Genomic DNA, 20,957 nt, shown 5'->3' on the forward strand with positions numbered 1-20,957 from the left:
TTAGGGTCTAAAAGTTATTCACTGTTTGCCGGTGTTCAAGATGCACTGACCCAATGGTGGTACGGCCACAATGCGGTTGGCTTCTTCCTGACCGCTGGGTTCTTGGGCATGATGTACTATTTTTTGCCGAAACAGGCCGGGCGTCCCGTCTATTCTTATCGATTGTCGATCATTCACTTTTGGTCGCTGATCTTCATGTATATCTGGGCAGGTCCGCACCATTTGCTCTACACAGCCTTGCCAGATTGGGCGCAAACACTGGGTATGGTATTTTCCATTATGCTCTGGATGCCATCATGGGGTGGCATGATCAACGGTTTGATGACTTTGTCTGGTGCGTGGGACAAAATCCGAACCGATCCGATTATTCGGATGATGGTCATATCGGTGGCGTTTTACGGCATGTCGACATTTGAGGGGCCGGTGATGGCCATCAAATCGGTAAACGGGCTTTCGCACTATACGGACTGGACTATTGGCCACGTGCATTCGGGCGCGCTCGGTTGGGTGGGGATGATTAGCTTTGGCATGATCTATTTCTTGGCGCCAAAATTGTGGGGCCGCAAGCAACTTTATTCTTTGCGCATGGTCAATTGGCACTTCTGGCTCGCCACTTTAGGCATTGTGATTTACGCAGCGGTGATGTGGGTTTCTGGCATTACCCAAGGTTTGATGTGGCGCGAATATGATGCGGAAGGCTTCTTGGTTTATTCCTTCGCCGAATCTGTGGCGGCCTTGAAGCCATACTACATCTTGCGGGCAATTGGCGGCATGATGTACCTGACTGGCGGGTTGGTGATGGCTTACAATGTGTGGATGACCATTAAGGGCAAAACACGTAATGAAAAGCCAATTGTTGTGGCACACGCAGCATCCGCGCAGCCGGCAGAATAGGGGAGAGATCAAATGGGACTTTTAGACAAGCACGGCATTATTGAACGTAATGCCACCCTGTTGCTGGTTGGTGGTTTGATAGTGGTGAGCATTGGCGGCATTGTTGAAATTGCGCCTTTGTTTTACCTCGAAAATACCATCGAGAAAGTGGAAGGGATGCGTCCCTATTCACCGCTCGAATTGGCCGGGCGCAACATCTATATTCGTGAAGGTTGCTATAATTGTCATTCGCAAATGATCCGCCCGTTCCGCGATGAAGTGGAGCGTTATGGCCAGTATTCGTTGGCAGCGGAAAGCATGTATGATCATCCGTTCCAATGGGGGTCAAAACGTACAGGGCCAGATTTGGCGCGGGTTGGCGACCGTTATTCCAACGAGTGGCAAGTTCAACATTTAACAGACCCGCAATCTGTGGTGCCAGAAAGCATTATGCCCTCATATGGTTTCCTGGCAAAGGCTGAGCTTGGCAATGAAAATATTGCCGCTCATTTGGTGGCCAATCAGCGTGTGGGTGTGCCTTATACCGAAGAAATGGTGGCAAATGCATATGCCGATATGCGGGACCAAGCGGACCCGGATGCGGATTGGTCGGGGGTTGAAACCCGCTACCCCAAAGCCGTGTTTGGCGATTTTGATGGTGACCCAACCCGACTGACGGAAATGGATGCTTTGGTCGCCTATTTACAAATGCTTGGCACGCTTGTGGATTTTAGCGCGTACAATCCAGAAGACAATTATCGATAGGGGGACGCCATGATTGATTATAATTCATTCCGACAATTTGCCGATAGTTGGGGCCTGCTCTATATGTTCGTGATTTTCGTTGGGGTGGTGCTGTTCATGTTCCGCCCCGGCGCAAAGGACCATGCCGAAACGGCCGCACAAATTCCACTGAAAGACGATGCCGCACCTGAGAAGAAGGAATAGGTCAATGGACGACAAAAAAGAAATTGACGATATATCCGGTGTTGAAACAACAGGTCACGAGTGGGATGGCATTAAAGAGTTGAACAACCCCTTGCCGCGTTGGTGGCTGTGGACATGGTACGCCACGATCGCCTGGGCATTGGTTTATGTGATTTTGTTTCCAGCGATCCCCTTGATCAAGGGTGCGACGCCTGGCTTGTTGGGCTATTCGAGCCGAAGTGAATTGGCCAAAGAAGTGGCCATTGCGGCTGAAGCGAAAGTTGAATTGGTCTCCAAAATCGAAGCACTTGAGGTTGCGGATATTTTGGACGATGCAGATCTGACCCGTTTTGCGGTACAGGGCGGCAAATCGGCGTTCAAGGTTTACTGTTCACAATGCCATGGTGCCGGTGCTGCGGGGGCGTCCGGGTTCCCCAACCTTAATGATGATGATTGGCTTTGGGGCGGATCGGTTGATGATATTTACACAACCATTGCCCATGGGGTTCGCTATGAGGCGGATGAGGATACGCGCTTGTCTGATATGCCAGCCTTTGGTGAAATTTTAGAGACAGCAGAAATTCGCGCAACGGCGAATTTTGTGGCCAGCCTGTCGGGCCTAGAACATGATCAAGCAAGTCTGGCGGTGGGCAAAGTGGTTTTTGAAGAAAACTGTTCGGCCTGTCACGGAGAACAAGGCGAAGGCATTCGCGAGGTGGGTGCACCAAAGCTCAATGATGCCTTGTGGCTCTATGCTGGCTCTGTTGATGAGGTTGCCGCGCAAATTTCCAAGCCCAAGCAAGGCATAATGCCCGCATGGCAGGCGCGGTTGGGTGACGCCACGGTTAAACAATTGGCGATATATGTGCATTCATTGGGTGGTGGCGAATAGGTTCGACAATTGTCTGATCGCCTGAGAAAATGAACAGCTCTTTTGTCGGAACAATATCCCGGGAAGCCGAAAGGTTTCCCGGGTTTTTTGTGTCGCCTTTACGCAGCTGTGCGATTGAAACGGTTGGCAATGTCGGTAACCCGTTGGCCAAGCGCTTTGGCTGTCTCAAGATCTGAATTGATCGGTCCGTGTTCTGGTCCTTGGTCAGCATTTGATTGTGCCATTGCGCCTAGTGAGCCGCCTAGACGGTTCAGGTCCTCAACCGAACCTGTGGATGAGTTGTTGCCCGGTGCGATGCCAAGCGGCACCCACAACATGCCGTGTTGTGCGGCAAGTACTGAGAGCTGTTGCAGCGTTGAGTGTTTGTCGCCATTTTGGCTCGATGAGTTGGTGAAGCCAGCTGCGATTTTGTCTTGCCAGCCGCGGGTGAACCAAACCTTTGAAGATTTATCAGCGAAGGTTTTGAACTGGGCTGACACACCGCCCATGTAAGTTGGGGAACCAAAAATTATGGCGTCAGAGGCGTCAAGGGTTTCCCAATGATCGTCCACATCATCAACCGGGATGAGATGTACTTCATCATTGGTGTTTGCGGCAGCACCATCGCGTACGGCTTCGGCTTGTTTTTGGGTATGGCCATAGCCTGAATGATAGACAATAGAAATTTTTGACATTTTGTTACTCTTTGTTTTCGGTTCAGTTCAAGCACCGTCACAACACTCGCGGCGGCTTGCTTGACATCAAAATGCCCATTAGTATAAAAAGTGCAAGAAGGCACTATTTTGTAATGTAGATACAAAAAGTATACCAAGCAAATCGGTGAAGCGGTGATTTGGCCGGAAACCGGGACTTTTTGGTGGTTTTTGTTGGGTAATAATTGGAGAAAAAAATGCGTGGCTTGGAACAAAAAGCTGGGGTGCAATTGCCAACTAATCTCACCGATGCGCAGCGCAGCCAACTGTGCCCGGTGGTTTTTGCTATTGGACAGCTGGGTGGCAAGTGGAAACTAATTGTGTTGCACCATCTGGTGGATGGGCCGATGCGCTTTGGTGAACTACGCCGCGCCATCCCCGAAATTACCCAACGGATGTTGACGCTAACGTTGCGCGAACTTGAGGAAGATAGGATCGTCAATCGCAAGGTTTTTGAAGTGGTGCCGCCACATGTGGAATATTCCATGACCGATTTGGGTGAACAGCTCGCGCCGGTGATGGACAGTTTGCGGGATTGGGGACGCGCCAATTTTGCACAACAACTCAGTGCGGTTGCCTAATTTACTTTGATGTTAGTATAGGCGGGGTGCCTATTATTGATTGAGATAAGTCGTTCGTACATTGACAATGCAGCGCTGGCGAGAAGATCGCTGGTGCTCATGGGGCGCAAAAAGCGCTTCAACTTTATCCAGCGCATTCACAACTTTGGTCAGGCAGTGGCGTTGCGGGTTTTTGATCGTTGGCGATGGGTTGTTGGCGATGAATGTGTCGATTGAAGCTACAAGCGTTTGTTTGAGAAATATCGTTTCGGGCAATCCATCCGATGTGCACACACCATAGGTGCCGTCAAGAAAATGCTGCCAGGTTGATTGCATTTTTTGATTTGTTGGTGCGCTTGTCGCTTGCTCGCTTAGGGCGTGAATATGTTGCGCCAATTCAGACCTGCAAAATTGCGCATGCGCAGCGCAATAGCGACTTTCGAACAATTGTTTGGCTTTTTGTTCGGTTTCAATTGCTTTAGATCTAAGATCTGATAGCCAGCCAATTTGCCCGGACGCAAAGAATTGAAGTTCAGCACTTTCAACATGGGTGCCGAAATATGAATTGCACTCATTTGTTGAGTTAAGGCGATAAGCGGGTTGTGGCGCGCAACGCGTCTTCAGCATAGTTTCCAAAAATGCGGCATCGCCGTTCAACAGAGATATGAGCTGCGCGCGTTCGTGAAAATGTTCAAAAAGATAATTCAGCATAGTAATCTCCCTAATTTAAAGAAGGTTCTAGCCGATTGGGCATGGGTTATGCTTCGGCGCGCGCCGAGATGTGCATTTGACGTTACGTGAATTGCAGCGAGGTGTGGTTTTACGAATTTGGCGAGGGTTCGGCGAAAATGGCCGTGCGCACTGAGTTTTGATCTGCCATCCATTTTTCATCAAAACGCAATAGCTAGAGATGAAGCATGTTGATACAGATTTTTACAAAAACACCAATTTGGGTTTGGCCCCTTTTGGTGCTGCTGGTGGCACTCGGTCTGCGGGCGAGCAGGAAACGGTGGATGCCAGCGGCGATGATTTATGTCATGCCATTGCTGGGTATTCTATCCCTAAATAACATGCTCGGGTTGCCAAACCCGATTTTGGTCTGGGCCACCTTTGTGGTGTTTTATGTTCTGGGGGCGTCTATCGGTTTTCGTTTGCAATCTAACTGGACGCTTGCCCGTGACGGCAACAAGGTGCATGTGGCGGGCGAATGGGTGACGATGTTCACCATCATATTGGTGTTTTTGGTGAGCTTTCTGAACGGGCTTTTCTTGGCGATATTGCCCGAACTGGTGGCGATGCCCGCGGTTTATTTGGGGCTGACCATCGCAAAGGCCGTGATCTCTGGCATTTTCATTGGCCGGGCTGCATATGTCTGGCATTTCATGAACAAACCGGTGCCCCATCTCTTAAAAGCACATATAGACAATTAGGCGCTCCGCCCGTGGCTGTGGCATGCGCCAATTTTGGTTGTGCCGCGGCTACGCGTCGTTCATTGCGTTGAGTTTTTTTAACGCGGCTTGCAGGGTTGCAAACTGGTCTTCTCCAAGTGCCTCACGATAGTCTTGCTCGATCTGTTGTTTGATCTGATTGGCAAGCAGAAGGGCGCTTAGACCCACCTTTGTGAATCGCACAAGTTTTGCGCGTTTGTCGGTTGGGTGTGGCACCCGCTCAATCACGCCGTCTTGTTCTAACTTGTCCAATAATTGCTGCACCGCTTGTTTAGAGAGTTGCGCGCGGTCTTGAAGCTTGGACTGTGAAATGCCGTTGGGGCCAATATGCATGGTCAGCATGCCCGGTGCGCCCGCATACCATTCATACCCGGCGGCCACCATTTGATCCGTCAGCAGCTGTTTCCAACTTTTTGCGGCCCGCCATAGATCGAGCCCAATATGGTCGATTAATTCAACATGCAGGTTTTTCGTCAAGTTACTTGACTTTCTGTTTGACCTTATATAGTCAAGTAACTAGACTATTTAAGGGTGGCAAACAAGTGGTTTCAAGAAGAAAAGTGCTTAGCTTGATCGGATGTTCGGCGATGAGTTTGACGGGTGGGTCCGCATTTGGATTTGAACAAAACCGACATTTGACATTGGATGGCTGTCGGTTCGAATGGTGGGTGCAGGCTTCGCGTCTGCGCTGCACCTTTATGGCACCGGCTACCGGTTGGTTGGCAGTGGGGTTTGGGCCCTCGCTTGATATATTGGGTACAAGGTTGTTGATGGTTGTTCCACGATCGGATGGACTTAAAATTTCTGATCGACTGGCGGGGCCATCTGGCCCGCAAACATTTGCACCCGACGAAAATGATGAAACATTTCAAACAATATCAGGGGGTGGAAACGGCGATCAAGCATGGGTTTCGTTCGCGGTTCCCTTGCCGTTCTATACTCAGCAAGCCGCACTCGTTTTAGCAAACCAAAAGGCCAATCTGATGTTGGCTTGGTCGACGTCAAAGGATTTTGATCACCATAGTGCCTGGCGGCGGCATTTTGAAATTAATGTGTAAGCAAGAGAGAGAATGATGAACACCACAAATCTGAGCAAACAAACCATCGATGTGATTTTGAACGGTAATACGGTTTATCTGGAAACAATTGAAGGCGCGAAGGGTCACGTCTATTACGCGCCAAACGGCACGGCCTATATGCAGCATTTCGAACATGGGCCGTTGACCGGGCCGTGGCGGTTCACTGAAACTGGCTATAGTGTCATTTGGAACAAAGTTGGCGAAATTGCATGGCAATTGCGGCATCAAGACACGCAAATCGTTTATCTTGATCAGAAAGGCGAAAAGCGGGCGCGCGTTCTTAAACTGGTCAGTGGCGACGCCGAGGGGCTCGCCGCTTAGTCGGTTCTCAGCCGCGTGGCATGTCCAATTTCCATTGCAAGTTTGCCTTAACACTGGGCCATTCGCTTGGAATAATGGAATATATTGCGGTGTCGCGCACAGTGCCATTTGATAGTATTGAGTGACGCCGCAGGACCCCATCAAATTTTGCGCCCAGACGTTCGATGGCCGTTCGACTTTGATGGTTCATAAAGTGGGTGCGGAATTCCACAGCGATTGATCCCAGCGCTTCAAACGCGTGGGTAAGCAGCAGAATCTTACACTCTGTATTGAGCGCTGATCGTTGCACCGATTTGGCGTACCATGTCGAGCCGACCTCAAGGCGTTTGTTGGTGCTGTCAATGTTCATGTAGGTGGTCATGCCCACCACTTGGCCAGTCGTCTGATCGATGATTGAAAACGGCACCATCGAACCTTCGGCCATCAGGCGCAAACGGCGAGAAATCTCTTGTTCCATTAAATCGGGAGAGGGGATGGTTGTGTACCAAAGCCTATGCAATTGACCGTCAGCAGCTGCTTCTTGCAAGTCTTGCAAATGATCATGCGAAAGGGGAACAAGCTTTGCGTGTTCGCCTTCAAGCGTGATGGGGTTGATCCAGTTGGACATCTGTGCATCCTCAAATTGTGAATTTGCGGCAGCGGTATTTCGCCGCAAAATTTAACCGATATCGAGTCAGAGCAGCACGATATTTTCACAGTTTTTTCAAACCAGTCGTGTTGTCATCTATTCGTTTGGAAACAGGTTCAAAAACTCACCATAACCTTCATTTTCCATCTCGGTGCGGGCGATAAACCGCAACGACGCTGAATTGATGCAATAGCGCAGGCCGCCCTGGTCTTGTGGGCCGTCGTTAAATACGTGACCCAAATGGCTGTCGGCGTCTTTTGATCGCACTTCGGTGCGCGCCATGCCTAAGGTCGCATCGGTAAGTTCGACCACCTGTTCGGCGACAATCGGCCGTGTGAAACTGGGCCAACCGCATCCTGAATCAAACTTATCAGAGGAGGCAAAAAGTGGTTCACCGGAAACTATGTCCACATAGATGCCAATATCATCGCGGTTCCAAAATTCATTTTGGAAAGGGCGTTCAGTGCCACTTTTTTGCGTAACGCGATATTGTTCTGGCGTGAGGTTTTTAATGGCGGCGTCGGATTTTTCATACTGCTTTGACATGTGATGCCTCGCGTTTTTAGATTGTCATCATCCCTATCCTTTAAATAACGATCCAAGGCTCGTGCATCAAGCACTTGTACAACACAATTGGTGCACACAAGTGTGATTGTTGATGGGATAGATTGTCGGCTGCGGCGGCCTGCCCCCTGCGACGCCATGTGCGTTTTGTTTGATTCATATCAAAGCTATAGATGTTAATTACTGGCACAAGTTAGTTTATTGCGATCGATAGGGACCAGGTCGGCATGAGCACAGACAAACAATTACAGACAAAATCTGGCGTTGATCAATTTGACGTGGAGGCTGTAAATGCGGCGGCCAATCGTCCCGCATTGTATGCGGCGCGTAAAAAAATCTTTCCCAAACGGACGCGTGGATTTTTCCGGCAACTGAAATGGGTGATCATGATTGTCACCCTTGGTATCTATTATATCACGCCTTGGTTGCGATTCGACCGCGGTATATATGCGCCGGACCAAGCTGTGTTGGTTGACCTTGCCAATCGACGTTTCTATTTCTTCTTCATCGAGATTTGGCCGCAAGAGTTCTATTATGTGGCGGGGCTTTTGCTCATGGCGGGGGTTGGGCTGTTTCTCGTCACCTCAACCATTGGCCGTGCGTGGTGCGGTTATACCTGTCCGCAAACGGTTTGGGTTGATTTGTTCCTGCTGGTCGAACGGTTCTTTGAAGGCAGCCGAAATCAACGCATCAAACTCGATAAAGGCGCTTATGATTTCAACAAGATTTGGCGCCGGGTGGCCAAGCACTCCGTTTGGATATTGATCGGATTGGCCACGGGTGGCGCTTGGATTTTTTACTTTGCGGACGCGCCGACATTGTTTTTGGATGTATTCCGATTTGAAGCCCCCTCAATTGCCTATTTTACAATTCTGATTTTGGCGGCGACCACCTACATTTTCGGCGGGCTAATGCGCGAGCAAGTGTGTACCTATATGTGCCCTTGGCCGCGTATTCAGGGGGCGATGCTGGACGAGTTTTCGCTCACCGTCACCTATAATGATTGGCGCGGTGAGCCCCGGGCCAAGCATGCAAAAAAAGCGATCAAAGAAGGCAAGGTGGTTGGCGATTGCGTGGATTGCAACGCTTGTGTGGTGGTGTGTCCAATGGGCATTGATATTCGCGACGGGCAGCAGCTTGAATGCATAACCTGCGCTTTGTGTATTGATGCGTGTGACAATGTGATGGACAAGCTGGGCAAGGAGCGTGGTTTGATCTCCTATGCGACGTTGGATGATTACAATTCAAACATGAATTTGGCCACCGATGATGCCAATATTATTCGCCCCGACAGGTTGCGTGACAAAGCTGGTAAATTGCTTGCTGGCGTGAAAAATACCAAATTGCAGACCATTGTGAGATGGCGCACGCTTATCTATTTCGGTGTTTGGGCGGCGATTGGGGTGGTTATGTTGGTCGTATTGTCGATGCGGGAGCGATTGGACGTCAACGTTCAGCATGACAGAAATCCGCTATATGTGCTGTTGAGCGATGGTGCGGTGCGCAACGGCTATGATGTGAAAATTCTCAATATGACGCCAGTGCCGCGCACAATGAAGCTGTCGATTGTTGGATTGCCGGGCGGCGAGATGACGTTAGCGAGCTCACAAGACGAACCGCAGCAATCTATTGTTTTGGATGTGGAGCCGGACCGCGTATTGCCGCTAAGGGTTTATGTGCGCACCGACCCAAAACTTTTGACCGAACAGCCGACAAAGTTTACCTTCCTTGTTGAAGATGTCTTTGGCGATGAAACGTCACAAGAATTGGTGAAATTTGAAACGCCCAAGATATTTGAAACATCCAAGATAGGGGAATGATCATGGCTGAAACAAAACAGCGTGAATTTACCGGAAAACATATGATCTTGGTGGTTGGGCTTTTCTTTGGCACCATCATCACGGTGAATTTGATTTTGGCCTATTTTGCTACGACGAGCTGGACCGGGCTTGTGGTGGAGAGTTCCTACGTGGCCAGCCAACAATTTAATGAAAAACTTGCGGCACAAAAAGTTCAAGCCGCGCTTGGTTGGACGCCCATACTGCACTACCAAAACGGCAGAATAGAATTTGAATTGTCTGATGCTGCGGGTAAGCCGGTTGTGGCTGGTTTTGCTGAAGCTGAGTTAAAACGCCCAAGCCATGAGCGTGAAGATCAGGTGATCACATTGTTGGCGAACGAAGCCGCATTTGTGGCGGATTATACGCTGGCTAAAGGCGCATGGGATGTGTTTGTGACCGTGAAAAGTGAGGATGGCACCCCGTTCATCTATCGTGAGCGCATTGTTGTTGAATAGGGGGCATAATGAGCTGTTGTGCCCCAGGCATTGAGGCGGCAAATGAATTGGCCGACAAAGGCCAAGCCAAAATCGACAATGAAAGCTTAATCGCAGCGTCTATTGATTTGAACGCTGGCCGTCGGCAGCTCGAGCTGGCGGTGCCGGATGTGCATTGTGCGGCCTGTATGCTTTCGATTGAACGTGAGTTGGGCAAACTTGAACCTGTGGAACTGGGGCGGGTCAATCTGTCGACCAAGCGGGTCAAGGTGATCTGGCAAACACGAAGCGATTTTGAGCCTACAGAACTCGTAAATGCGGTCAATCGGGCTGGCTACCGGTCTTTGTTGCTTGAAGCCGAAGATGAAACCGCCAAAGACAAGACGTTTGCGCAATTGGTACGGGCGTTGGCCGTAGCTGGCTTTGCAGCCATGAATATTATGTTGTTCTCGATCTCGATTTGGGCGGGAGCCGACGCGTCTACCCGAGATTTGTTCCATTGGATATCCGCATTGATCGCCATTCCGGCGGTGGCGTTTGCAGGGCAGCACTTTTTTCGCTCGGCATTTGCTGCGATAAAAGTTGGTCGCCTCAATATGGATGTGCCGATTTCGCTGGCGGTGATCTTGGCGCTGGGGTTGAGCATTTTTGAAACTGCAAATTCTGGTGAATATGCCTATTTTGATGCATCTGTGACGTTGTTGTTCTTTTTGCTGATTGGCCGCACGCTTGATCATTTGATGCGTGAAAGGGCGCGCTCTGCGGTGCGCAATCTGGCGTCGCTGGCACCGCGTGGGGCCATACAATATTTGGCTGATGGCAGCCGCTATTTCATCAAGCTCAATCAAATCGAAGTGGGTATGCAGCTTGATGTGGCGGCCGGTGACCGCATTCCGGTGGATGGGATCGTTGCGCACGGCAATGGAGAAATTGACCTGAGCCTGGTCACAGGGGAATCGGCGCCAGAGCCAATAGAAAAAGGTAGTTTATTGTTGGCGGGGGCAACCAACCTTTCTGGTTCTATTACCATGATCGTTTCAAAACCCGCGCATGAAAGCTTCTTGGCCCGCATGGTGGAGATGATGGAGGCGGCGGAGGGCGCGCGCGCCGGTTATAAACGTATCGCGGATCGCGCCGCTGAGATTTACGCGCCTGCTGTGCATTTGCTGGCCCTTGCGACGTTCCTTGGTTGGGGGCTTTATAATGGTGATTGGCACCAGGCTTTGGTGACCGCGATTGCAGTTCTGATTATCACTTGTCCCTGCGCTTTAGCGTTGGCAGTACCAATTGCGCACGTGGTGGCAGCTGGGCGGTTGTTTGAACGGGGTGTGATGATGCGCGACGGTGCCGCGCTAGAGCGATTGGCTGAAATTGACCATGTGGCGTTTGACAAAACCGGCACCCTAACCGAAGGCAAACCGCGATTTGTTGGCATGATTGACGGGCAGGGCGCGGCCCTTGAGAAGGCGGTGCAACTGTCCCGGCTAAGCAATCACCCGTTTTCGAAAGCTTTGGCAGATGCGCACAAAGACGTTGCGCCGATCCGGTTTGAACAGGTTACAGAAGTTGCGGGCCAAGGTGTTGAGGCAAATTCAGGTGGCGACGTTTGGCGATTGGGCCGGGCAATATTTTGCGCGGTGAAAGATGCGGGGGAGGACGGGTTGAGCCGGGTCTATCTATCAAAAAATGGCCAGCATGTGGGTAGTTTTGAATTTGAAGACCAACTGCGCCCAGAAGTGCCAGCGCTGATGCAACGGCTAAAATTGATCATAAAGGGTATTAGTTTGTTGTCCGGTGACCGCAAAGCGCCCGTGCAACTGGTGGCCAAACAATTGGGATTGCACGATGTATATTGGGGGTTAACGCCAGAAGAAAAGCTGGCACAGCTCACAGCGTTAGAAGCGGCACAACATCGTGTTTTAATGGTGGGGGATGGCATAAACGATGCGCCATCATTGAAGGCGGCATATGTGTCGATGGCACCTTCAAGTGCGGCGGATGTGGGCCGGAATGCGGCTGATTTTGTGCTGGGGCGCAATAAATTGGACCAGATCCCGTTTGCGCTTTTGCTGGCGAGGCGCGCGGCCAATGTTGTGCGGCAGAATTTTGGATTGGCGATTGCCTATAATATGGTGGCGATACCATTGGCCATTATGGGGTTCGCGACGCCATTGGTGGCCGCAATTGCCATGTCTTCGTCCTCTGTACTGGTGACGCTGAATGCGCTGCGGTTGCGGCTGGACAAAAAAGAGCGCAATGTTGCTGCTGAATTGTCACCTGAACAAGAAGTGATGCCCGCTCAATGACCGCCTTATTGATCATTATCCCTGTTGTGTTGTTGGTAGGGCTTATGGCACTTGGTGCCTTTATGTGGTCGCTACGCGCCGGGCAATATGAAGATATGGATGGTGCTGCACAGCGGATTTTGGACGACAGCGCGGACGAGCATCCGCCAACATAGGGTGACGTATATCGGTTTTTTGGGGGAGGGAAACAGTGGATCTGTTGCATGTAGATGAATTGAAAAGTGCATTGAATAATTTACCCGATTGGGTGGAAATCTCTGCCCGGAACGGCATCGCACGTCGGTTTAAATTCAAGAATTTTGTCGAGGCTTTTGGCTTTATGAGCCGGGTCGCGTTGCTGGCTGAAAAAGCAAACCATCACCCCGAATGGTCCAATATTTATGCGGAGGTGGATATTTTTCTCACCTCCCATGATGCAGGCGGTTTGACACAAAAGGACGTGGATTTGGCTATACAAATCGACAAGCTACTGTGAACGATAGCTAGGGTCTGGACTCAATTGAGAAAAGGTCTGGATTGGGTGCAAAATAGACTGATTTGAGGAGAGAAACGAAAGCGATTTTCATATCGGTGAGGCTTTTCGACGCTGAAGCAGCCTGTTTTGCACATAACCCGATAGGCAGCATTCAATTGTGCCAGTTTGTCGTTGAAATATCCTCATTGACAGCAAGTCAATTCGGCCCATTTCGCCTAAATCTGATCAAAATTGAACTGCTGTCCAGATCATTTCTCAATTGAGTTCAGACCCTAGAATTGTCTGATCTTATAGAGTGCGAGCCAGCATAATGTTGCCCCAAGCATAAGGGCGGTGAGCAATTGAGCGCTTGGGCTGAGGGCAAAAACACGCGCTCCGGCATAGGTGATAAATGCCAACGGCAAAACTATGCCCAGCGCTTTATCCTGTTTGCCTAAAGGGTGAAGCCAAAATGCCAACATCAGCGACCCGCTGATCAGCAATATTTGCGGCAGCCAAAACAGGGCTTTGCCGAAATGGCTTGAATGGGTGGTTAGGCCCAGCGCCATGATGTCGAAATAGAAAAATGCCCACATGAAGAAGCCAAAAATCATGCAAATTGATCCAAGGCGATTGGTTGATGGGGCAAACGGGGCAAACAGAATCCGTAAAGTGCTCATTGCAAATAACAGCATCGCCAGCATCAAAATGCTGGCATTAATCGGGTCGTAGCGATTGGCGGCAAACAGCATGGTTTCACCCAAGCCAAACAGGAAAACAGCGATCAGATTGGTTGTTTTCAGCATTTATGTGGCCCAATTGTCACGTAAGTTTTATTAAACGCGAACCATTTTGAAGGTTTGGTGGTTGAGAACTGCGCGTTGACAGTCTACATGTCCACTTAATTCTTTAATAGCGGCAGGTATAAAATGTTTGAGGCAATCACCAAATTATTCGGCGGCAAGAACGCGCCCGAGGATGATCCGATGCTCGACCCGAAAGTTTGCGCTGCGGCGTTGCTGGTGCACCTTTCGGCTGTCGATGGTGAAGTGAGTGAGAGTGAACGTAAAACGATCTCACGCACGTTGACCGCGCATTATAAACTCAGCAATGCCGAGGTCGCGGACCTTGTGGTTTTGGCGACAGCGAAAGACCATGAAGCGGTGGATTTTTATGGCTTCACATCGACGCTGAATAAGCTTGAGCCCAACGAAAAACTCGAGCTGATCCGGATGATGTGGCAGGTGGTTTTTGCTGACAACCAAAATCACGAGTTAGAAGACAATATGGTTTGGCGGGTTGCTGAGCTGATCGGCGTCTCTTCGCGCGACAGAACCCTATTACGCGCTGAAGTACGCGGCATTTCTGAAGCGAAAGAATAGTTCAGTTCGGTTTGTTAATATTCGCAGGCTGCAATGAAGTTGGTGTTGTATTTGCAATTTGCAATGCAGGGTGCAATCTCACTTTTTGGATTGATTAATGCGGCGCTGCTAAACCCCGGTTTTCTGTCGCCAATTGTAAATTCCAATGGCGAAATAAACTGGCACGGAACGTGCAATCTACTGTATGTCGGAAAATAGTTTTGCGTATCCGATAAAAAATTGATGGCTCGCTCGTCCGGCGTATTTCGGGGGCGGGCCATAATTTTAACACCAATTGTAAGTTGTCGTTATGCGAAAATGCTTGGCCCCTTGTCGTTTTGGGTCTTAATGGCTACATATGCCAACAAGCGGCACGCAGATTAGGAGACGCATTGCATGTTATTCGCCTTGATTCAAACATTGCTGATGATATTGGGCCTCGTGAAATGGATCGTGATTATCATGATCATCATGAGCTGGTTATTTGCCTTCAATGTCATTAATGGCTCCAATCAGGTCGTGGCCATGATCTGGAAATTGGTCGATGGTCTAACAGATCCATTGTTGCGCCCCATCCGCAAGATTGTGCCGAACATTTCGGGGCTTGATCTATCGCCGATTGTGCTATTCATCATTATCTTCTTCATTGAGATGTTGTTGAGCAGCTGGGCCAGAGGCATGTTCTTTTAGGTCTTCTCCTTCGAGCATATGAAGTTTTATGATTAAACATCAAGCTTGGCGCCAAACTGACGCTGGGCTTGAAGTGTTTTTGCGGGTCACACCAAATGCCAGCACCGATCACATTGGTGGCGTTGAGCAGCGTGACGATGGCGCTGCGAGTTTAAGTGTGCGGGTGCGCGCGATACCGGACAAAGGCAAAGCCAATAAGGCGGTGATTGGCTTGTTCGCCAAACAATTCAAATTGCGAAAATCTGATTTAGCGATTGTTCGCGGCCATCAAGCCAGGCAAAAGGTTTTGTTGGTGCGCGATGGGGATTTTGAGGTTTTGCTCAAGGCGCTCGCCGATCTTTGATGGCCAAGAATTCGTAGGTGCCATAAGCTGATCTGACATGCAATTGTGAGGGCGATATGATGGCAGCAATTCTAACTGGACATGATCAAGAGTTTTTGAGCTTGGCTTATGACGAAGCCAAAGCAGGATTTGATGAGGGCGGATGCCCGATTGGGTCAGTGCTGGCACGTGGTGGCGAACTGATTGCGCAAGGGCGCAACCAGCGGGTACAGGGCGGTGATCCAATTGCGCATGGCGAGATGGATTGTTTGCGCAAGGCTGGCCGTCAAAAAACCTATAAAGGCATGACCCTTTATACATCGCTTTCGCCTTGCATGATGTGTTCGGGCACGATTGTGCAATTTGGTATTGAGCGGGTCGTGGTGGGTGAAAATGTCAATTTTGGCGGCAATGAAGATTTCTTGCGCGAACGCGGTGTCGAGGTGATTGTTGTCAATGATCAAGATTGTATCGATTTGATGGCACGTTTTATCGAAGAAAAGCCTCAGCTTTGGGCTGAAGATATTGCCGAAGATGCGGAATAAAGCTTAGCCGCAGCGCAGTACCAACCGTTCCATACTGGGGACGATGAAGGTGCGATTATGCTCAATTTGTATGACATCGTCTTTGCGCAATTTGGTCAATTGGCGGGAAACGGTTTCAACGGTCAGGCCCAAAAAGTCTGCGATGTCGACACGCGTGAGCGGCAAATCGAATTTTGCGGATATCATTTCGTCTGGTTCCAGACTGGGATCAATATGGGTTGCAATCAGATAAAGAAAGCTGGCGACTTTTTCGGCTGCGGTTTTGCGGCCAAGCGTCACCATCCACTCGCGGGCTTCGTCCAATTCCTTGAGCGTTTGCATCAATAATCGATGTTCAAGCTCGGGGGTAGATTTCATCATGGTTTCGAGCGCTTTGCGCGGGATTTTGCACAAGTTCACATCAGATGCGGCTTCGGCGCTCATTTTGCTTTCTGCCGCAAAGGGCCGCCCCAAAAAATCTGGCGCAAACTGCAAGCCAATAACTTGCTGGCGACCGTCGGAAAGCATTTTGGTCAGCTTCACCACGCCCTGCATAACGTTGGCGTAGGAGTTTACTTCTTCAGAATCAGCGACCAGTTCGGTGCCGCTTTCCAATTTTACTTGCCGGGTATGCCGCGCAAGCTCAACAAGCTGCTCGCTGTCCAGTGCGCCGCAAATGCCGCGATGACGCGCTTCACACGCTTGGCAAAGCACGGGAATGTCCGAATTATGGATGTCTTTTCGTGTTGTCACGCGATGTCCCCTAAACAATCTTCTATCTTTACCATAAAAATCCAGTTTGACGACAGGCTTGTGACCAGATGTGTAAAAAAAGCCGCACAAAACGAGGCATCAACGGCCACGTGCGCCTGTCTTGATCGTTTATGGTGGCGGTGGCCTTCGCTTGCGGGTTGCATTTGGGTCTGATATAAATTCCAGTATGTTGGAAAAGTGAGCAAACGATGCAAGATAAACTGATTCCACCGCCGCATTTGGGTGCAATTGTACGTAAGTCGCGCAAAGATCATGGTCTCACGCTTGAGATGCTTGCGGAGCGATGTGGCGTTTCCAAATCCATGTTGAGCCAGATTGAGCGCGGGGCGGTGAACCCAACATTCACGCTGGTGTGGAACCTGACCCAGGCACTGGGGTTGGATCTGTCCTTGCTCGGTGAGCGCGCGGTTTCTGACCACATGATTACTCATATCCCTGCCTACTCAACGCCTTCAAAAGGCAGCGCGGACGGCAAATGCGTGGTGAAATTGTTGAACCCGCCACGCACCAGTATGTCAATCGAGTGGTATGATTTCTCAGCGGCGGCGGGTGGCAGTTTGATTTCTCAGCCACATGCCGCAGGCACGATGGAGCACATTACCTGCATTTCTGGCACCATTGAAGTTGAAGCTGGCGACTTGCGCGCGCAAGCAAAAGCCGGGGACACTTTGCGCTATCGGGCAGATCAACCGCACGCTATTCACAATGTGGGGGATGATAAGGCGCAGGCCTTTTTGGTGGTGGCGCTGCCTCATTAGTGCGGTTTGTATGTTGATTTGAAGGAAATTTCCGTTATACTGGAAAAAATCCAGTATAAAGCGAAAAACCATGTCTCAAAAACTGATCAGTCATACAGAAGATGCCCTTGAAGTGCTGCGCACTGAAGGCCTGTTTAAAAACGAATATGAGATCACCTCACCGCAAGCCGCCAATATCCGCGTAAAAAACTCAGATGGTGGCGACGATCTAGCGCTGCTCAATATGTGCGCCAATAATTATTTGGGGCTGGCGAACAATGAGCGGTTGGGCAAAGCGGCGATCAGCGCGATTGAAGATCATGGGCTGGGCATGGCGTCTGTGCGGTTTATCTGTGGCACGCAGGCTCTGCATCATCAACTTGAAGCGCGGCTTTCTGGTTTTTTGGGTACACAGGATACGATCTTGTTTGCTTCGTGTTTTGATGCCAATGCGGGGATTTTTGAATCTCTCTTGACGGCCGAAGATGCGATCATTTCTGATGCGCTCAACCATGCATCAATTATTGACGGCGTGCGTTTGTGCAAGGCACAGCGCTACCGTTATGCCAACAACGATATGGCAGACCTCGAAAAACAATTGATTGAAGCGCAAGGCGCGCGGCACCGATTGATCGTCACCGATGGTGTTTTTTCGATGGATGGCATTATCGCCGATCTGCCCGGCATTTGTGATTTGGCTGAAAAATATGATGCTTTGGTGATGGTCGACGATAGCCATGCAGTTGGTTTCATGGGTCCGAAAGGGCAAGGCACACCGCATCATCATGGGGTGCAAGATCGGGTACAATTATATTCGGGCACATTCGGTAAAGCGCTTGGTGGAGCGGCGGGCGGTTACATCTCTGGACCCAAGCCGTTGGTGAGCATGCTGCGGCAAAAAGCGCGGCCCTATTTGTTTTCAAATTCATTGCCACCGATGATTGTGGCGGCAACGCTTGAAGCGCTGGACATTGTTGAAACCAGCCCGAAATTGCGCCCCACCTTGATGATCAACGCCAAGTATTTTCGCAATGAAATGACAAAGCTTGGGTTTGATTTGGTGCCGGGTGAGCATGCCATTATTCCTGTGATGTTGGGAGACGCGGTGTTGGCGCAAAAGTTCGCCAAAGCCATGCTTGAGCGAGGCATATATGTCACCGCCTTTTCGTTTCCTGTGGTGCCAAAGGGGGCAGCGCGGATACGTACACAAATGTCGGCGGCGCACACCAAAGATGATCTTGATCGCGCGATTGCTGCTTTTGCGGCCGTTGGCCGGGAATTGGGCGTGATTTCATGAGGGCGCTGGTTAAAGCGCACGATGCGCCGGGCCTTGAGATGCAGGATGTCGATAAACCGACTATTGGCGTGCACGACGTTTTAATTCGGGTGAAGAAAGCCTCGATTTGCGGCACTGATATGCATATTTGGCATTGGGATGCGTGGGCGCAAAAAACCGTGCCGGTGCCGATGGTGACGGGTCATGAGTATATGGGTATTGTCGAAGCGATTGGTGCAGAGGTGACCGAGGTCAAAATTGGCCAGCGGGTATCTGGCGAGGGGCATATTCCGTGCGGACATTGCCGCAATTGCCAATCTGGTCGCGCGCATATTTGTGCCAACACCAAAGGGATTGGGGTGAACCGACCCGGTGCATTTGCTGAATATGTGGCTATTCCTGAAGCCAACGTGCGGGCACTGCCGGACAGTATCGCCGATGATGTGGCGTCTATTTTGGACCCACTGGGCAATGCGGTAAATACCGCTCTGGCGTTTGATGTCTCGGGCGAAGATGTGTTGATCACCGGGGCTGGCCCTATTGGTTGCATGGCCGTTGCGGTTTGTCGGCACGTGGGTGCGCGGCACATTGTGGTGACGGACTTAAACGACGAGCGTTTGGCCTTGGCAATGCAAATGGGCGCAACCCGTGGTGTGCGGGCAGACAAAGAAAACCTTAAGGACGTGATGGCCGAATTGGGTATGCGCGAAGGTTTTGATATTGGGCTTGAAATGTCTGGCGCTGCGCCTGCAATGGCCGCGATGATAGAGGCGATGATCACAGGCGGCAAAGTGGCAATGCTGGGGTTGTTCCCGGGAAAAGTGGAGATGGACCTCAACACAGCGATTTTTAAGGGCCTAACTTTTGAGGGCATTTACGGCCGCAAAATGTTCGAGACTTGGCACAAAATGCTGGCGATGCTTGAAAGCGGCATGGATGTCACCCCAGTTATCTCGCATCATTTGCCGTTTAAAGATTTTGCCAAAGGTTTTGAAGCGGTGGCGGCGGGCAAAGCCAATAAGGTGATTTTGGATATTGCCAGCTAGGCGTGGAGCGCCTAACTTTTGGACATGAAGAATGTAGCCATTATTACGGGCGGCAGTCGCGGCATTGGCGCAGCGACGGCCGTTCTGCTGTCCAAATCTGGCGTTGATGTTTGCCTATGCTATCAATCGGACCAAGCAAGCGCTGACGCGGTGGTTGCTGCTTGCCAAGCTGAGGGTGTGCGGGCCTGCGCGTTTCAAGCAGATGTTGCGAATATCACTGATGTGCAAAAGCTTTTTGCCTTTTGCGATGCGCAATTGGGTGCCGCCAATATATTGATCAATAATGCAGGTATTGTGGGCGAAGCGAGTAAGTTGGTTGATCTGCAACCAGAGGTGTTGGAACGCGTGTTTGCAGTCAACTTGTTTGGCGCGATTTATTGCTGTCAGGAAGCGATCAAACGCATGGCTAAGTCTTTTGGCGGATCAGGCGGTTGCATCGTCAATATCTCGTCGATGGCCGCCAAGTTTGGCAGCCCAAATGAGTATATCCACTATGCCGCATCCAAAGGCGCGCTGGACAGCATGACCATTGGTTTAGCCAAAGAAGTTGGCCCCGAGGGCATTCGTGTTAACGCCATCCATTCTGGCACCGCAGATACAGATATTCATCAACGCACGGGAAATCCGGGTCGTCCGGCAATGGTGGCGAGTATCAACCCGCTCGGGCGGGTGGCCCGTCCTGAAGAAATAGCCGAGGCTGCGCTTTGGTTGGCGCTCGACAAATCGAGTTACACCAATGGGGCGATAATGCCCGTAACCGGTGGGATGTGAACAAGATGAGATTTTGGGGTCTAAATGCCGTTTGGCGGCCATTGAGTTTGGCGTTATTATTTGCGTTTGCGGGTATTCTTTGGTGGCCGATTTGGCTGGCGGCATTGGTGGCGCTAATTGATGCGCATGCGCGGTGGCATGAATATGAAGAGGTGCATAGCCTTGCCTATTCGCCCCGGCTGGCGGACGTATTGCGTGGGTCGTGGTGTCGGCGCGGCGTTGCTGAAGCCAGTTGGCCGGAGGCGCGAGAATTCTACCGCGAACATGGCTATAATTGGTTTTCGATATTTCCTGATGGCGCACCTTTGATTTTTTCAAAGTTCCGCTTTTGGGAAGTTGTGTTCGGATTTCGCAAAGGGCGGATGCGCGGCAAAACGCCAAAATATATAGTGGTGATATGCAGTTGGTTGAATAAAGGAAACTCAGCCTGATCGTTG

General features: G+C 50.5%; 29 protein-coding genes. 22 read left to right on the plus strand and 7 right to left on the minus strand.

Annotation, left to right across the window (positions count from 1 at the left end):
* The 4 genes from ACJAZW_RS09770 to ccoP all read left to right on the plus strand — a co-directional run.
* A partial coding sequence (locus ACJAZW_RS09770) for a cbb3-type cytochrome c oxidase subunit I (RefSeq protein ID WP_415157530.1) occupies positions 1–894 on the plus strand: 894 nt, incomplete at its 5' end.
* Between the two features lie 12 nt (positions 895–906).
* Entirely contained in the window at positions 907–1,638 is a 732-nt protein-coding gene (gene ccoO, locus ACJAZW_RS09775) for a cytochrome-c oxidase, cbb3-type subunit II (RefSeq protein WP_415157532.1), read from the plus strand.
* A 12-nt stretch (positions 1,639–1,650) separates the two neighbouring features.
* A complete protein-coding gene (locus ACJAZW_RS09780; protein ID WP_415157600.1) occupies positions 1,651–1,821 on the plus strand; it encodes a cbb3-type cytochrome oxidase subunit 3 in 171 nt (56 codons plus the stop codon).
* Positions 1,822–1,825: 4 nt separating this feature from the next.
* Complete coding sequence (gene ccoP / locus ACJAZW_RS09785) at positions 1,826–2,692, plus strand: cytochrome-c oxidase, cbb3-type subunit III (protein WP_415157534.1); 867 nt, start codon at positions 1,826–1,828, stop codon at positions 2,690–2,692.
* 98 nt (positions 2,693–2,790) lie between these two features.
* Here the strand turns inward: ccoP and ACJAZW_RS09790 are convergent, their stop codons facing one another.
* Positions 2,791–3,366 (minus strand): flavodoxin family protein, encoded by a 576-nt coding sequence (locus tag ACJAZW_RS09790; protein ID WP_415157538.1) that lies wholly within the window; start codon positions 3,364–3,366, stop codon positions 2,791–2,793.
* 215 nt (positions 3,367–3,581) lie between these two features.
* Between ACJAZW_RS09790 and ACJAZW_RS09795 the strand changes: the two genes are divergently transcribed.
* Positions 3,582–3,965 carry a winged helix-turn-helix transcriptional regulator gene (locus ACJAZW_RS09795; protein ID WP_415157540.1) on the plus strand — a complete coding sequence of 128 codons (384 nt, stop codon included), beginning with the start codon at positions 3,582–3,584 and terminating at the stop codon, positions 3,963–3,965.
* Positions 3,966–3,998: 33 nt separating this feature from the next.
* Here ACJAZW_RS09795 and ACJAZW_RS09800 read toward each other — a convergent pair whose 3' ends face one another.
* A complete protein-coding gene (locus ACJAZW_RS09800; RefSeq protein ID WP_415157542.1) occupies positions 3,999–4,655 on the minus strand; it encodes a DUF6058 family natural product biosynthesis protein in 657 nt (218 codons plus the stop codon).
* 206 nt (positions 4,656–4,861) lie between these two features.
* On the opposite strand from ACJAZW_RS09800, the gene ACJAZW_RS09805 reads away from it, so the two are divergent.
* Positions 4,862–5,374, plus strand: a complete 513-nt coding sequence (locus ACJAZW_RS09805; protein WP_415157544.1) for a hypothetical protein — start codon at positions 4,862–4,864, stop codon at positions 5,372–5,374.
* 48 nt (positions 5,375–5,422) lie between these two features.
* On the opposite strand, the gene ACJAZW_RS09810 is transcribed toward ACJAZW_RS09805, so the two are convergent.
* Positions 5,423–5,869 carry a MarR family winged helix-turn-helix transcriptional regulator gene (locus ACJAZW_RS09810; protein WP_415157546.1) on the minus strand — a complete coding sequence of 149 codons (447 nt, stop codon included), beginning with the start codon at positions 5,867–5,869 and terminating at the stop codon, positions 5,423–5,425.
* Between the two features lie 110 nt (positions 5,870–5,979).
* Here ACJAZW_RS09810 and ACJAZW_RS09815 point away from each other — a divergent pair, with 110 nt between their 5' ends.
* Both ACJAZW_RS09815 and ACJAZW_RS09820 read left to right on the plus strand, forming a co-directional pair.
* Complete coding sequence (locus ACJAZW_RS09815; RefSeq protein WP_415157548.1) at positions 5,980–6,450, plus strand: hypothetical protein; 471 nt, start codon at positions 5,980–5,982, stop codon at positions 6,448–6,450.
* A gap of 12 nt (positions 6,451–6,462) precedes the next feature.
* Positions 6,463–6,792, plus strand: a complete 330-nt coding sequence (locus ACJAZW_RS09820) for a hypothetical protein (protein ID WP_415157550.1) — start codon at positions 6,463–6,465, stop codon at positions 6,790–6,792.
* Positions 6,793–6,799: 7 nt separating this feature from the next.
* Here ACJAZW_RS09820 and ACJAZW_RS09825 read toward each other — a convergent pair whose 3' ends face one another.
* Together ACJAZW_RS09825 and msrB are read right to left on the minus strand one after the other, a co-directional pair.
* Positions 6,800–7,399 (minus strand): GNAT family N-acetyltransferase, encoded by a 600-nt coding sequence (locus tag ACJAZW_RS09825; RefSeq protein WP_415157552.1) that lies wholly within the window; start codon positions 7,397–7,399, stop codon positions 6,800–6,802.
* A gap of 117 nt (positions 7,400–7,516) precedes the next feature.
* Positions 7,517–7,966 (minus strand): peptide-methionine (R)-S-oxide reductase MsrB, encoded by a 450-nt coding sequence (gene msrB / locus ACJAZW_RS09830; RefSeq protein ID WP_415157554.1) that lies wholly within the window; start codon positions 7,964–7,966, stop codon positions 7,517–7,519.
* A gap of 245 nt (positions 7,967–8,211) precedes the next feature.
* On the opposite strand from msrB, the gene ccoG reads away from it, so the two are divergent.
* Genes ccoG through ACJAZW_RS09855 form a run of 5 tightly spaced genes read left to right on the plus strand, consistent with a single transcriptional unit; the run spans position 8,212 to position 13,040 of the window.
* Complete coding sequence (gene ccoG, locus ACJAZW_RS09835; protein ID WP_415157556.1) at positions 8,212–9,804, plus strand: cytochrome c oxidase accessory protein CcoG; 1,593 nt, start codon at positions 8,212–8,214, stop codon at positions 9,802–9,804.
* A gap of 2 nt (positions 9,805–9,806) precedes the next feature.
* On the plus strand, positions 9,807–10,280 hold the full coding sequence (locus ACJAZW_RS09840) for a FixH family protein (protein ID WP_415157558.1): 474 nt from the start codon (positions 9,807–9,809) through the stop codon (positions 10,278–10,280).
* 8 nt (positions 10,281–10,288) lie between these two features.
* On the plus strand, positions 10,289–12,565 hold the full coding sequence (locus tag ACJAZW_RS09845) for a heavy metal translocating P-type ATPase (protein WP_415157560.1): 2,277 nt from the start codon (positions 10,289–10,291) through the stop codon (positions 12,563–12,565).
* Positions 12,562–12,720: a cbb3-type cytochrome oxidase assembly protein CcoS gene (gene ccoS / locus ACJAZW_RS09850; RefSeq protein WP_415157562.1), complete on the plus strand. Its 159-nt coding sequence runs from the start codon at positions 12,562–12,564 to the stop codon at positions 12,718–12,720. Before ACJAZW_RS09845 ends, ccoS begins: the two co-directional genes overlap by 4 nt.
* A 35-nt stretch (positions 12,721–12,755) precedes the next feature.
* Positions 12,756–13,040, plus strand: coding sequence for a 4a-hydroxytetrahydrobiopterin dehydratase (locus ACJAZW_RS09855; RefSeq protein ID WP_415157564.1), 285 nt, complete (start codon positions 12,756–12,758; stop codon positions 13,038–13,040).
* A 272-nt stretch (positions 13,041–13,312) separates the two neighbouring features.
* Here ACJAZW_RS09855 and ACJAZW_RS09860 read toward each other — a convergent pair whose 3' ends face one another.
* Positions 13,313–13,825 carry a hypothetical protein gene (locus ACJAZW_RS09860; RefSeq protein WP_415157566.1) on the minus strand — a complete coding sequence of 171 codons (513 nt, stop codon included), beginning with the start codon at positions 13,823–13,825 and terminating at the stop codon, positions 13,313–13,315.
* A gap of 123 nt (positions 13,826–13,948) precedes the next feature.
* Between ACJAZW_RS09860 and ACJAZW_RS09865 the strand changes: the two genes are divergently transcribed.
* From ACJAZW_RS09865 to ACJAZW_RS09880, 4 genes are all read left to right on the plus strand, one after another.
* On the plus strand, positions 13,949–14,401 hold the full coding sequence (locus ACJAZW_RS09865; RefSeq protein WP_415157568.1) for a TerB family tellurite resistance protein: 453 nt from the start codon (positions 13,949–13,951) through the stop codon (positions 14,399–14,401).
* A 375-nt stretch (positions 14,402–14,776) separates the two neighbouring features.
* A complete protein-coding gene (locus tag ACJAZW_RS09870) occupies positions 14,777–15,070 on the plus strand; it encodes a YggT family protein (RefSeq protein ID WP_415157570.1) in 294 nt (97 codons plus the stop codon).
* A gap of 28 nt (positions 15,071–15,098) precedes the next feature.
* Complete coding sequence (locus tag ACJAZW_RS09875) at positions 15,099–15,413, plus strand: DUF167 family protein (RefSeq protein WP_415157572.1); 315 nt, start codon at positions 15,099–15,101, stop codon at positions 15,411–15,413.
* A 56-nt stretch (positions 15,414–15,469) separates the two neighbouring features.
* On the plus strand, positions 15,470–15,937 hold the full coding sequence (locus ACJAZW_RS09880) for a nucleoside deaminase (RefSeq protein WP_415157574.1): 468 nt from the start codon (positions 15,470–15,472) through the stop codon (positions 15,935–15,937).
* A gap of 3 nt (positions 15,938–15,940) precedes the next feature.
* Here ACJAZW_RS09880 and ACJAZW_RS09885 read toward each other — a convergent pair whose 3' ends face one another.
* Entirely contained in the window at positions 15,941–16,669 is a 729-nt protein-coding gene (locus ACJAZW_RS09885) for a Crp/Fnr family transcriptional regulator (RefSeq protein WP_415157576.1), read from the minus strand.
* 209 nt (positions 16,670–16,878) lie between these two features.
* On the opposite strand from ACJAZW_RS09885, the gene ACJAZW_RS09890 reads away from it, so the two are divergent.
* The 5 genes from ACJAZW_RS09890 (at position 16,879) to ACJAZW_RS09910 (ending at position 20,951) form a co-directional block, all read left to right on the plus strand.
* Positions 16,879–17,448: a helix-turn-helix domain-containing protein gene (locus tag ACJAZW_RS09890; RefSeq protein ID WP_415157578.1), complete on the plus strand. Its 570-nt coding sequence runs from the start codon at positions 16,879–16,881 to the stop codon at positions 17,446–17,448.
* 70 nt (positions 17,449–17,518) lie between these two features.
* Positions 17,519–18,724, plus strand: coding sequence for a glycine C-acetyltransferase (locus tag ACJAZW_RS09895; RefSeq protein ID WP_415157580.1), 1,206 nt, complete (start codon positions 17,519–17,521; stop codon positions 18,722–18,724).
* A complete protein-coding gene (gene tdh, locus ACJAZW_RS09900) occupies positions 18,721–19,749 on the plus strand; it encodes an L-threonine 3-dehydrogenase (protein ID WP_415157582.1) in 1,029 nt (342 codons plus the stop codon). Before ACJAZW_RS09895 ends, tdh begins: the two co-directional genes overlap by 4 nt.
* Positions 19,750–19,773: 24 nt before the next feature.
* The gene (locus ACJAZW_RS09905) at positions 19,774–20,520 is read left to right on the plus strand and encodes an SDR family oxidoreductase (protein ID WP_415157602.1); all 747 of its coding nucleotides are present in this window, start codon (positions 19,774–19,776) and stop codon (positions 20,518–20,520) included.
* A gap of 5 nt (positions 20,521–20,525) precedes the next feature.
* The gene (locus ACJAZW_RS09910) at positions 20,526–20,951 is read left to right on the plus strand and encodes a hypothetical protein (RefSeq protein ID WP_415157584.1); all 426 of its coding nucleotides are present in this window, start codon (positions 20,526–20,528) and stop codon (positions 20,949–20,951) included.
* Positions 20,952–20,957: the final 6 nt, after the last annotated feature.

The sequence above is a fragment of the Maritalea sp. genome (genome assembly GCF_047634455.1).
Lineage (GTDB): Bacteria > Pseudomonadota > Alphaproteobacteria > Rhizobiales > Devosiaceae > Maritalea.

What these genes read in the sequence shown, in the direction of transcription:
- ACJAZW_RS09860 (WP_415157566.1), bottom strand. Translation starts at nt 13,825, where the DNA reads ATGCTGAAAACAACCAATCTGATCGCTGTTTTCCTGTTTGGCTTGGGT.
- tdh (WP_415157582.1), top strand. Translation starts at nt 18,721, where the DNA reads ATGAGGGCGCTGGTTAAAGCGCACGATGCGCCGGGCCTTGAGATGCAG.
- ccoP (WP_415157534.1), top strand. Translation starts at nt 1,826, where the DNA reads ATGGACGACAAAAAAGAAATTGACGATATATCCGGTGTTGAAACAACA.
- ACJAZW_RS09800 (WP_415157542.1), bottom strand. Translation starts at nt 4,655, where the DNA reads ATGCTGAATTATCTTTTTGAACATTTTCACGAACGCGCGCAGCTCATA.
- ACJAZW_RS09875 (WP_415157572.1), top strand. Translation starts at nt 15,099, where the DNA reads ATGATTAAACATCAAGCTTGGCGCCAAACTGACGCTGGGCTTGAAGTG.
- ACJAZW_RS09825 (WP_415157552.1), bottom strand. Translation starts at nt 7,399, where the DNA reads ATGTCCAACTGGATCAACCCCATCACGCTTGAAGGCGAACACGCAAAG.
- ACJAZW_RS09820 (WP_415157550.1), top strand. Translation starts at nt 6,463, where the DNA reads ATGATGAACACCACAAATCTGAGCAAACAAACCATCGATGTGATTTTG.
- ccoS (WP_415157562.1), top strand. Translation starts at nt 12,562, where the DNA reads ATGACCGCCTTATTGATCATTATCCCTGTTGTGTTGTTGGTAGGGCTT.
- ACJAZW_RS09790 (WP_415157538.1), bottom strand. Translation starts at nt 3,366, where the DNA reads ATGTCAAAAATTTCTATTGTCTATCATTCAGGCTATGGCCATACCCAA.
- ACJAZW_RS09870 (WP_415157570.1), top strand. Translation starts at nt 14,777, where the DNA reads ATGTTATTCGCCTTGATTCAAACATTGCTGATGATATTGGGCCTCGTG.
- ccoG (WP_415157556.1), top strand. Translation starts at nt 8,212, where the DNA reads ATGAGCACAGACAAACAATTACAGACAAAATCTGGCGTTGATCAATTT.
- ACJAZW_RS09890 (WP_415157578.1), top strand. Translation starts at nt 16,879, where the DNA reads ATGCAAGATAAACTGATTCCACCGCCGCATTTGGGTGCAATTGTACGT.
- msrB (WP_415157554.1), bottom strand. Translation starts at nt 7,966, where the DNA reads ATGTCAAAGCAGTATGAAAAATCCGACGCCGCCATTAAAAACCTCACG.
- ACJAZW_RS09865 (WP_415157568.1), top strand. Translation starts at nt 13,949, where the DNA reads ATGTTTGAGGCAATCACCAAATTATTCGGCGGCAAGAACGCGCCCGAG.
- ACJAZW_RS09905 (WP_415157602.1), top strand. Translation starts at nt 19,774, where the DNA reads ATGAAGAATGTAGCCATTATTACGGGCGGCAGTCGCGGCATTGGCGCA.
- ACJAZW_RS09845 (WP_415157560.1), top strand. Translation starts at nt 10,289, where the DNA reads ATGAGCTGTTGTGCCCCAGGCATTGAGGCGGCAAATGAATTGGCCGAC.
- ACJAZW_RS09895 (WP_415157580.1), top strand. Translation starts at nt 17,519, where the DNA reads ATGTCTCAAAAACTGATCAGTCATACAGAAGATGCCCTTGAAGTGCTG.
- ACJAZW_RS09815 (WP_415157548.1), top strand. Translation starts at nt 5,980, where the DNA reads ATGAGTTTGACGGGTGGGTCCGCATTTGGATTTGAACAAAACCGACAT.
- ACJAZW_RS09910 (WP_415157584.1), top strand. Translation starts at nt 20,526, where the DNA reads ATGAGATTTTGGGGTCTAAATGCCGTTTGGCGGCCATTGAGTTTGGCG.
- ACJAZW_RS09795 (WP_415157540.1), top strand. Translation starts at nt 3,582, where the DNA reads ATGCGTGGCTTGGAACAAAAAGCTGGGGTGCAATTGCCAACTAATCTC.
- ACJAZW_RS09880 (WP_415157574.1), top strand. Translation starts at nt 15,470, where the DNA reads ATGATGGCAGCAATTCTAACTGGACATGATCAAGAGTTTTTGAGCTTG.
- ACJAZW_RS09840 (WP_415157558.1), top strand. Translation starts at nt 9,807, where the DNA reads ATGGCTGAAACAAAACAGCGTGAATTTACCGGAAAACATATGATCTTG.
- ccoO (WP_415157532.1), top strand. Translation starts at nt 907, where the DNA reads ATGGGACTTTTAGACAAGCACGGCATTATTGAACGTAATGCCACCCTG.
- ACJAZW_RS09805 (WP_415157544.1), top strand. Translation starts at nt 4,862, where the DNA reads ATGTTGATACAGATTTTTACAAAAACACCAATTTGGGTTTGGCCCCTT.